6 protein-coding genes and 1 pseudogene are annotated in these 8,016 nt (G+C 47.7%); 3 read left to right on the forward strand and 4 right to left on the reverse strand.

The genetic code is table 11. The annotated features are described in order from the left end of the window. Nucleotides 1–176: 176 nt before the first annotated feature. A complete protein-coding gene (gene carB / locus PX636_RS11845) occupies nucleotides 177–3,422 on the reverse strand; it encodes a carbamoyl-phosphate synthase large subunit (RefSeq protein ID WP_288117313.1) in 3,246 nt (1,081 codons plus the stop codon). Between the two features lie 288 nt (nucleotides 3,423–3,710). Between carB and PX636_RS11850 the strand changes: the two genes are divergently transcribed. After that, a complete protein-coding gene (locus PX636_RS11850) occupies nucleotides 3,711–4,751 on the forward strand; it encodes an adenosine deaminase (RefSeq protein WP_002795879.1) in 1,041 nt (346 codons plus the stop codon). Nucleotides 4,752–4,822: 71 nt separating this feature from the next. Here the strand turns inward: PX636_RS11850 and PX636_RS11855 are convergent, their stop codons facing one another. After that, a complete protein-coding gene (locus PX636_RS11855) occupies nucleotides 4,823–5,230 on the reverse strand; it encodes an MAPEG family protein (protein ID WP_002763339.1) in 408 nt (135 codons plus the stop codon). Nucleotides 5,231–5,238: 8 nt separating this feature from the next. Beyond that, nucleotides 5,239–5,745, reverse strand: coding sequence for a hypothetical protein (locus PX636_RS11860; protein WP_002741066.1), 507 nt, complete (start codon nucleotides 5,743–5,745; stop codon nucleotides 5,239–5,241). Nucleotides 5,746–5,957: 212 nt separating this feature from the next. Here PX636_RS11860 and PX636_RS11865 point away from each other — a divergent pair, with 212 nt between their 5' ends. Together PX636_RS11865 and ruvX are read left to right on the forward strand one after the other, a co-directional pair. Continuing rightward, a complete protein-coding gene (locus tag PX636_RS11865) occupies nucleotides 5,958–7,199 on the forward strand; it encodes a GNAT family N-acetyltransferase (protein WP_288117315.1) in 1,242 nt (413 codons plus the stop codon). Further along, entirely contained in the window at nucleotides 7,199–7,636 is a 438-nt protein-coding gene (ruvX, locus tag PX636_RS11870; RefSeq protein ID WP_288117318.1) for a Holliday junction resolvase RuvX, read from the forward strand. The genes PX636_RS11865 and ruvX overlap by 1 nt, the downstream gene beginning before the upstream one ends. Before the next feature lie 57 nt (nucleotides 7,637–7,693). On the opposite strand, the pseudogene PX636_RS11875 reads toward ruvX, so the two are convergent. Further along, nucleotides 7,694–8,016: pseudogene (locus PX636_RS11875) on the reverse strand (hypothetical protein); the annotation flags it as partial.

Consider the following 8,016-nt stretch of genomic DNA (forward strand, 5'->3'; position numbering starts at 1 on the left):
GGGGTGTGGGGTGTGATGGGGTGTGGGGTGTGGGGTGTGGGGTGTGATGGGGTAGTGGGGAGATGGGGTAGTGGGGTGATGGGGTAGTGGGGCATTTGGCTGAAATTTCCCTAAACCCCTATATCCCCTTTCTAACTGATAACTGATAACTGATAACTGATAACTGATAACTGAAATTAGGCGAGATAATCCTGTAAAGCTTTCACCTCTAAAGGTTGCGATTGCAGGGATTTTAAGGCCGCTACCGTCGCTTTTGCCCCGGCGATAGTGGTGATAATTGGTAACTTATAATCGAGGGCAGTACGGCGAATTTTTCGGCCATCGTTTTGGGATTCTTCACCACTGGGAGTATTGACAATAAACTGAATCCAGTCATTTTTGATCCAATCGACAACGTCGGGACGGCCTTCGTGAATCTTTAGCACTAAATCGATATTTTCGCAACCGTTTTCTAACAAAACTTTACGAGTTCCCGAAGTAGCGACGACGCGAAAACCGAGGGATTGCAGATCCTTAACTACGGGAACCATGGGGGTTTTATCGCGATCATTCATCGAGACGAAAACCGTCCCACTGGTGGCTAAAATCACGCCAGCGGCCATTTCCGCTTTAGCGAAAGCTTTGCCAAAATCGCTGTCAATCCCCATTACTTCGCCTGTAGAACGCATTTCTGGTCCCAGGAGAGTATCAGCACCGGGGAACTTCTGGAAGGGTAAAACCGCTTCTTTGACGGCGATATGACGGGGAATTGCTTCGCTGATGATACCCAATTCCGTCAGGGTTCGGCCTGACATGACGAGGGAGGCAACTTTTGCCAGAGGAACTCCCGTTGCTTTGGAAACGTAGGGAACAGTACGACTAGCGCGGGGATTCGCTTCTAAGATATAAACTGTCTCCCCCTGTACCGCATACTGGATATTCATCAAACCGATTACTTTTAAAGCTTTCGCTAGTTCCACCGTCCATTGTCGAATTGTGGTTAAAACCGAGGCACTCAGGGACGTATGGGGGATAGAACAGGCAGAATCGCCCGAATGTACGCCCGCTTGTTCGATATGTTCCATTAATCCCCCGATAACTACTGTTCCCGTCGCATCTGACAGGGCATCCACATCCACTTCGATGGCATTTTCGAGGAATTTATCGATTAAAATCGGGTGATCCGGTTCTATCTGTACTGCGTACTTCATATAGCGTTCCAATTCGCTATCGGAATAGACGATTTCCATTGCCCGACCGCCCAAAACATAGGACGGACGTACTACTACAGGATAACCGATGCGTTGAGCCACTGCTTGGGATTCTTGGAAATTGCGGGCAATACCGTTGAGGGGTTGTCGGATATCTAATTCTCGGAGGATTTGTTCAAAACGTTCCCGATCTTCGGCGGTATCGATCGAATCGGGTGAAGTTCCCCAAATTTTGGTATTTACGGGACAATTAGGCGATTCTAAATATTTTTGCAGGGGAACCGCCAGTTTTAAGGGAGTTTGCCCACCGAATTGAATAATTAAACCCTCTGGTTGTTCCGCTTCGATGATATTTAAGACATCCTCTTTGGTCAGGGGTTCAAAGTAAAGGCGATCGCTGGTATCGTAATCGGTGGAGACAGTTTCCGGATTAGAGTTGACCATAATCGTCTCAAAACCGGCGTTACTGAGGGAAAAAGCGGCATGACAACAACAGTAGTCAAATTCTATCCCCTGACCGATGCGATTGGGACCACCACCGAGGATCATCACTTTACGTTTATCGGAGGGTAAAACTTCCGATTCTACCTGTTCGTAGGTGGAATAATAGTAGGGTGTTAGGGCTTCAAATTCTGCCGCGCAGGTGTCCACCATTTTATAAACGGGAATAATACCTAAACCCTTGCGATAACTTCTCACTTCGTCCTCGCTGGTGTTGGTGGCGAAGGCGATTTGGCGATCGCTAAATCCCTGTTGTTTAATAGCGAATAGGTCCTCTTGGCGGAGACTTTTCAGGGGAGTTCGTTTGAGAAACTTCTCAGTTTCCATCAAATCGGCCAATTTATCGAGGAACCAGGGATCAATCCCGGTTAGTTCGTGGATTTCCTCCCCATTCATGCCCAATTTAAAAGCATGGTAGATACTATAAACCCGTTCGGGGTTAGGTGTCCGCAAACCGGCCCGGACTTCCGAGAGGGGGGGGAGAGTTTCGACTTTATCGCAACCAAAGCCAAAACGGCCCGTTTCTAGGGATCGAAGTGCTTTTTGAAAGGATTCTTGGAAAGTTCGACCGATAGCCATGGCTTCCCCGACGGATTTCATCTGGGTGGTTAGAATCGGTTGGGAGCCAGGGAATTTCTCGAAGGCAAAGCGAGGAATTTTGGTGACGACGTAATCGATAGTCGGTTCAAAGGAAGCCGGGGTTTTTTTGGTGATATCGTTGGGAATTTCGTCTAAAGTGTAGCCTACTGCTAGTTTAGCGGCAAATTTAGCGATCGGGAATCCCGTGGCTTTCGATGCTAGGGCCGAAGAACGGGATACCCGGGGATTCATCTCAATCACGATTACGTCGCCGTTAGTGGGATTAACGGAGAATTGGATGTTCGATCCGCCGGTTTCTACGCCAATTTCCCGAATAATTGCCTTAGAATAGTCCCGGAGGCGTTGGTATTCTTTATCGGTTAGGGTTTGGGCGGGCGCAACCGTAATCGAGTCGCCGGTATGAACCCCCATCGGGTCAAAGTTTTCGATCGAACAGATGATCACCACGTTATCGGCTAGATCGCGCATGACCTCTAATTCGTATTCTTTCCAGCCAATTAGGGATTTTTCGACGAGAATTTGCGATGTAGGGGAACAATCTAGACCATACTGGGCCATCGGTTCAAATTCTTCTTGGTTATAGGCAATACCGCCCCCCGTTCCTCCTAAAGTGAAGGCCGGCCGGATAATGAGAGGATAGGAACCGATCTGATGGGCGATCGCTTTTGCTTCTTCTAAATTGTTGGCAATCCCCGAAGGACAGACGGGAACACCGATTTTCTCCATTGCTTTTTTGAATAGTTCCCTATCTTCGGCTTTTTCAATAGCGGGAAGTTTTGCCCCGATCAGTTCCACGTTATATTTTTCTAAAACGCCGCTTTTGGCCAAAGCTACCGCGGTATTTAGGGCAGTTTGACCGCCCATAGTCGGTAGAATGGCATCGGGACGTTCTTTGGCGATAATTTTCTCGACAATTTCCGGCAGAATTGGTTCAATGTAGGTGCGATCGGCCATTTCTGGATCGGTCATGATCGAGGCGGGGTTAGAATTGACTAAAATTACCTCATAACCTTCTTCTCGTAGGGCTTTACAGGCTTGAGTTCCCGAATAGTCGAATTCACAGGCTTGTCCGATGACAATTGGGCCAGCGCCCAAGATTAGGATTTTCTGTAAGTCATCACGGCGTGGCATAGGCTTAGGGTTGCTTGAGGATAAACCCCAATCATTGTATATGTTGTCACCCCTCTATTCCCTAAAGCTTTATTTAGGTTTAATGACCTTATTCTAGCTGTCAGCCTTGAATCAGTGATCGGTGATCAGATCTGAGCTTTGTACTAGCGACTGTTCACTATCTCCCCGCTCCCCAACACCCAACCGATCACTGGATAGGTACTGATACTATTTGGGAACGATTGTCAAACAATTGTAAAACTTCGTTATATTTAAGGAACATTTGAGAGACTAAGGAGCATCGGAGTTGTGGCTTTATACGCAGATTTGCATCGGCATTTAGGGGGATCGGTAGTACCGAGAATTCTCTGGCGCTACTTTCACAGACATGAGCGGGATTTAGCGGCCAAATTCCAGGAATACCCCGCTTTTGAGGAATTTTACACCCGTGAACGCAATAGTTTAGATGAGTATTTGGAATTACATACCCTAGTCGAAAGTGTTCAAACCGCCCAAACTTTGCCCTATTTTATCTATCGTCTGATTCGCGGCGCTTACATCTTCGAGAATCTTGCCTATTTAGAATTGCGCTATACTCCCTACTATCGCACCGACGAACATTTGAACCAAACAGAGCGAATCGAGCAAATGCGATCGATTGTCGAGATCGTCGGTCAAGCCTCGAAAATGAGCGAATATCCGATTATTACCAGTCAAATTCTCTGTATGCACTCGCGACTTCCCTCCGAAGTCAACAAAGCGATCGTTGATCTGGCCCTAGAGATGAAAGAATACGTCTGTGCGATCGATATTGCCGGGGGTGATTCCTACTACCAAACTCGACTAGAGGAATTTGCTGGTTTATACAGTTATGCCAGGGAAGAGGGTTTAAATACCACCGGCCATCTTTACGAAACAAAGGACGGTTGTTATCCCCAATTACTGCCCTATCTGCAAAGAATTGGTCACGGTATTCAAATTCCCCTACAATATCCGGAATTGCTGCCGGAAGTTGCCCGTCGTCATCAATGTTTAGAAGTCTGTCCCACCACCTATTTAAAAACTGGCACCCTCAAAAGTTTATCGCAATTAAAGATAGTCTTCGATCGCTGTTTTGAAGCGGGGGTTGATATTGCTATCTGTACCGATAATGCTGGTTTACACAATGTCCGGCTGCCCTTCGAGTACGAAAATTTACTCACCCTAGATGTGATCGATTTTCGACAATTACAAGCTTGTCAAGATGCGGCTTTTCGCCATGCTTTTGCTTGGCCCTATAGTCAAAAACCCGCCTCACTTTTAACCGGTTTGTTATCAGTAGATAATCCCAAATTACCGGTTTATCAGTAACAAAATTAACCTTAGTTCGGGTTAAGCAACTTCTAACCCGATTTCCCATCGGGGTTTTTGCCCCCCCCGAACTACTGAATCTTGATTAAACTCAACCCAAAGAGAGTATAGGTACAGAGAGAGCCGAGACCGAACATCAGGGAACGAGCGATCGGGACATTAGTGATATAAAAAAGGGAAAATAAAAGCCGGAGGATCACGAAAGCGATCGCACAGACAGCGGCCAAGGATGAGGAGACTCCTGTAACGTAGGCCATGAGAGCGGCGGCACTATAGATCATAAAGGTTTCAAAACCATTTTGATGGGCCCAAGTTGCTCGTTTAGCGTAGTCTGGGAGTTGGTCGAACATTGCCCGGGGAGCGGAGGTATCGTAACCCACCTTAGCTCTAGCGTAAGCGACCAGCAGAAAAGGTAGATAGACAGAGATAGCGGCAGCCACTATCGAATAGAGAAGAATGGCACTGACGGAGAGATTCATCGCTGAATTTAGTCAAAATAAAATAGGGTAACTAGCTTGCGTTGATCTTCCGCTTCCGCGCAGGTTTGCAAAAGGGTCTGACTGTCGTGGAAAGCAAAACAGATTAACTGTTGACAACGATTGATAATCTCGCGATTACAGAGGCTGCTGGCTTCCCCTAGGGATAGATGGTCATTTTCGGGACATTCCACCAGATGGATAACCTGCTGGAGTTGTTCTTGGGATTCCAGGGGCTGGCGATCGAGACTTTGGGGTAAGATCACGGTTAACAGATTAGGATCTGCCCGCATTGCCCCCTTAATGACGGCGGAATTGGTTCCCGTCGCCCCGGAGGTCATAATCCGATTGCCCGCCAGCACGAGGGCATAGGCCATCATTTCGATCAATTGCTGGTGTGTGATGGGAACGTGACGGGAACCCAATAAAGCGACGCGCTTAGAACCGGTCTGCTGAATGGCGGCTAGTTCTTGAGCTAGAGTGTCTAGGGTGTTAGTGGTATCTACAGATTGACTCAAAGACTTTTACTGCAAATTCGGACTGATTAACCGTCCGTTATTGTAGCATCCAATTGTCATAATCGGAAATTTGACCCAAAAAACCCCAGCTACCCATCGAGGTGTTCTTTCTGTGGTGGTCCCCTATGATCCCTCAGAAATTGTTATTGGTGGGGAAGTGCCTCTAGATTCTACGGTAAGATAGGTGCATAGACGATATTTACCCCAGAGCCATGACCACTTCTCCTGTTCCCCAAGGGGACGATTTTAGCGATCGCCCAATCCGTCCCGTACAGTATCGGGATTTGGAAGACATTGAAGCTTTAACCCTGGATGACTTCGATGAGGATATTGATCGTCGCGCCCAAAATTTCCGCACCCAGGTGCAGCAGGTGCGGCCTTGGTTTGGGTTATTTAAAATTCTCAGTTTTTTTCCCAATCCTCTCCAACACCGTTTTCATGTCTATGTGGCTGAGGCCATGGCCAATCGGGGAGAAGGGGGGAAAATTCGCGGGGCAATCCAAGTCACCCCTTTTAATAGTAGTCGCAGCACTTGGCGGGTGGAACAGGTGCGGGTGCATCCAGGGGAGTCTTTAAGCGAACCCAAGGGCATCGGGGCGCAATTACTGCGTTATTGTCTAGAAACGGTTTGGGAAGCGCGCACCTGGGTGTTAGAGGTTAATATCAATCAAAAGGACAGTTTGGCACTTTTTCGGCAACACGGTTTTCAGCCTTTGGCAGAATTAACCTATTGGTCTTTGCCGCCGCAATTATTACAGGAATTGAGCAAACAAGAGGCAGATTTACCGAATTTACTGCCCGTGAGCAATGCTGACGCTCAATTGCTCTATCAGTTAGATTGTGTGTCTATGCCGCCGCTACTGCGTCAGGTATTTGATCGCCATATCCAGGATTTTAAAATCAATTTAGTTGATAGTTTGCTCTATCGCTGTCAAAGTTGGTGCGGCAGTCCGCAAATTAGTCGCGGTTACGTTTTTGAACCGCAACGAAAAGCGGCGATCGGTTATTTTGAATTAATTCTATCTAATCGGGATGAGCGACCCCATCAAGCGAAATTAATTGTCCATCCCGCCTACACTTGGCTCTATCCTAAGTTATTAATCCAGATGGCCCAGATCACTCGCAAGTATCCCCCTCGCTCGCTAGAGTTGATATCTGCCGATTATCAGCACGAAAGACGGGAATATCTGGAACAATTGGGAGCGATCCGCAGTTCTCACACCCTGATGATGTCGCGCTCGGTATGGCACAAAATCCGCGAAACTAAGCCAGAAAATTCCGCCCTGGCAGAAATGCTGCAGGGTTTACAATCGGTGCCGCGAACTCCTATCCCTAGTCGGATGTCTTGGTTAAAATGGCCCAATAATCCCCCCCTGGACTCCCTCGACAGTCCGGGGGAACTTCCCCCAGTCAAACCGCCCTCGGAACCCCCCGATCAGGGGCATCCAGTGTGATGGAAAGGGTCGCCGCCTTGGGCTTGGATATCGGCAAAAAACGGGTAGGAGTGGCAGGATGTGACGGCACTGGTTTAATCGCCACCGGTTTAACCACGATTATCCGTTCTTCCTTTGTTGCCGACATAGCACAGTTTGAGGCAATTGTCAAGGAAAGAAATATTAAGATTTTGGTAGCGGGACTGCCCTATACCATGGCGGGAGAGTTAGGATTTCAGGCCCAACAGGTGCAAAAATACGCCCAGAAACTAGAGATCGCCTTAGATTTGCCCCTCGAATACATTGATGAGCGTTGCACGTCCCTAGAGGCGGAAGAATTCTTAAAAGCCAAAAAACAGTTTTCCTCTTGGGATAAGGGAGCGATCGATCGGGAAGCGGCGGCGATTATTTTACAACAATGGCTCGATCGCCGACGGCGAGTTAATACTGTTGTTTGAGGGGAAGAGCGAACATTGTCACCAGAAAAATTCCTAGGGGCAAGGGGCGAATTTTAATCATTTTCCTGTCTCTCCGTCGGTTTGTAGTCTTGTTTTAGCAATAATGCGGGTTTTCTTTAAATCTCCCTCGCTCAATTCTTCTCCCACCTGTAAACGGGTGGCATTAGTTTGGAGGACAGTGGCGGCATTTTTTTCTCCCAATTGTAGGGCTGTTTTGGCCGCGGTTTGTAGCATGGTGGCGGCGGCCGCTCGATCGCCCTGTTTTAATTTTTCTTCAGCGATTTGGGTTTGACGATATTTGGCTAAAGTCAGAGTCGATTTCTGAACTTGCTCGTTTAATTGGGATTGATAGATAGCTTGGGAGGCGATATTAAGGCTAA

Source organism: Microcystis sp. M53598_WE2 (genome assembly GCF_030067735.1).
GTDB classification, from domain to species: Bacteria; Cyanobacteriota; Cyanobacteriia; order Cyanobacteriales; family Microcystaceae; genus Microcystis; species Microcystis aeruginosa.

Coding starts and splice junctions, on each gene's coding strand:
- ruvX (WP_288117318.1), top strand. CDS start 7,199: ATGGAAAGGGTCGCCGCCTTGGGCTTGGATATCGGCAAAAAACGGGTA.
- carB (WP_288117313.1), bottom strand. CDS start 3,422: ATGCCACGCCGTGATGACTTACAGAAAATCCTAATCTTGGGCGCTGGC.
- PX636_RS11865 (WP_288117315.1), top strand. CDS start 5,958: ATGACCACTTCTCCTGTTCCCCAAGGGGACGATTTTAGCGATCGCCCA.
- PX636_RS11855 (WP_002763339.1), bottom strand. CDS start 5,230: ATGAATCTCTCCGTCAGTGCCATTCTTCTCTATTCGATAGTGGCTGCC.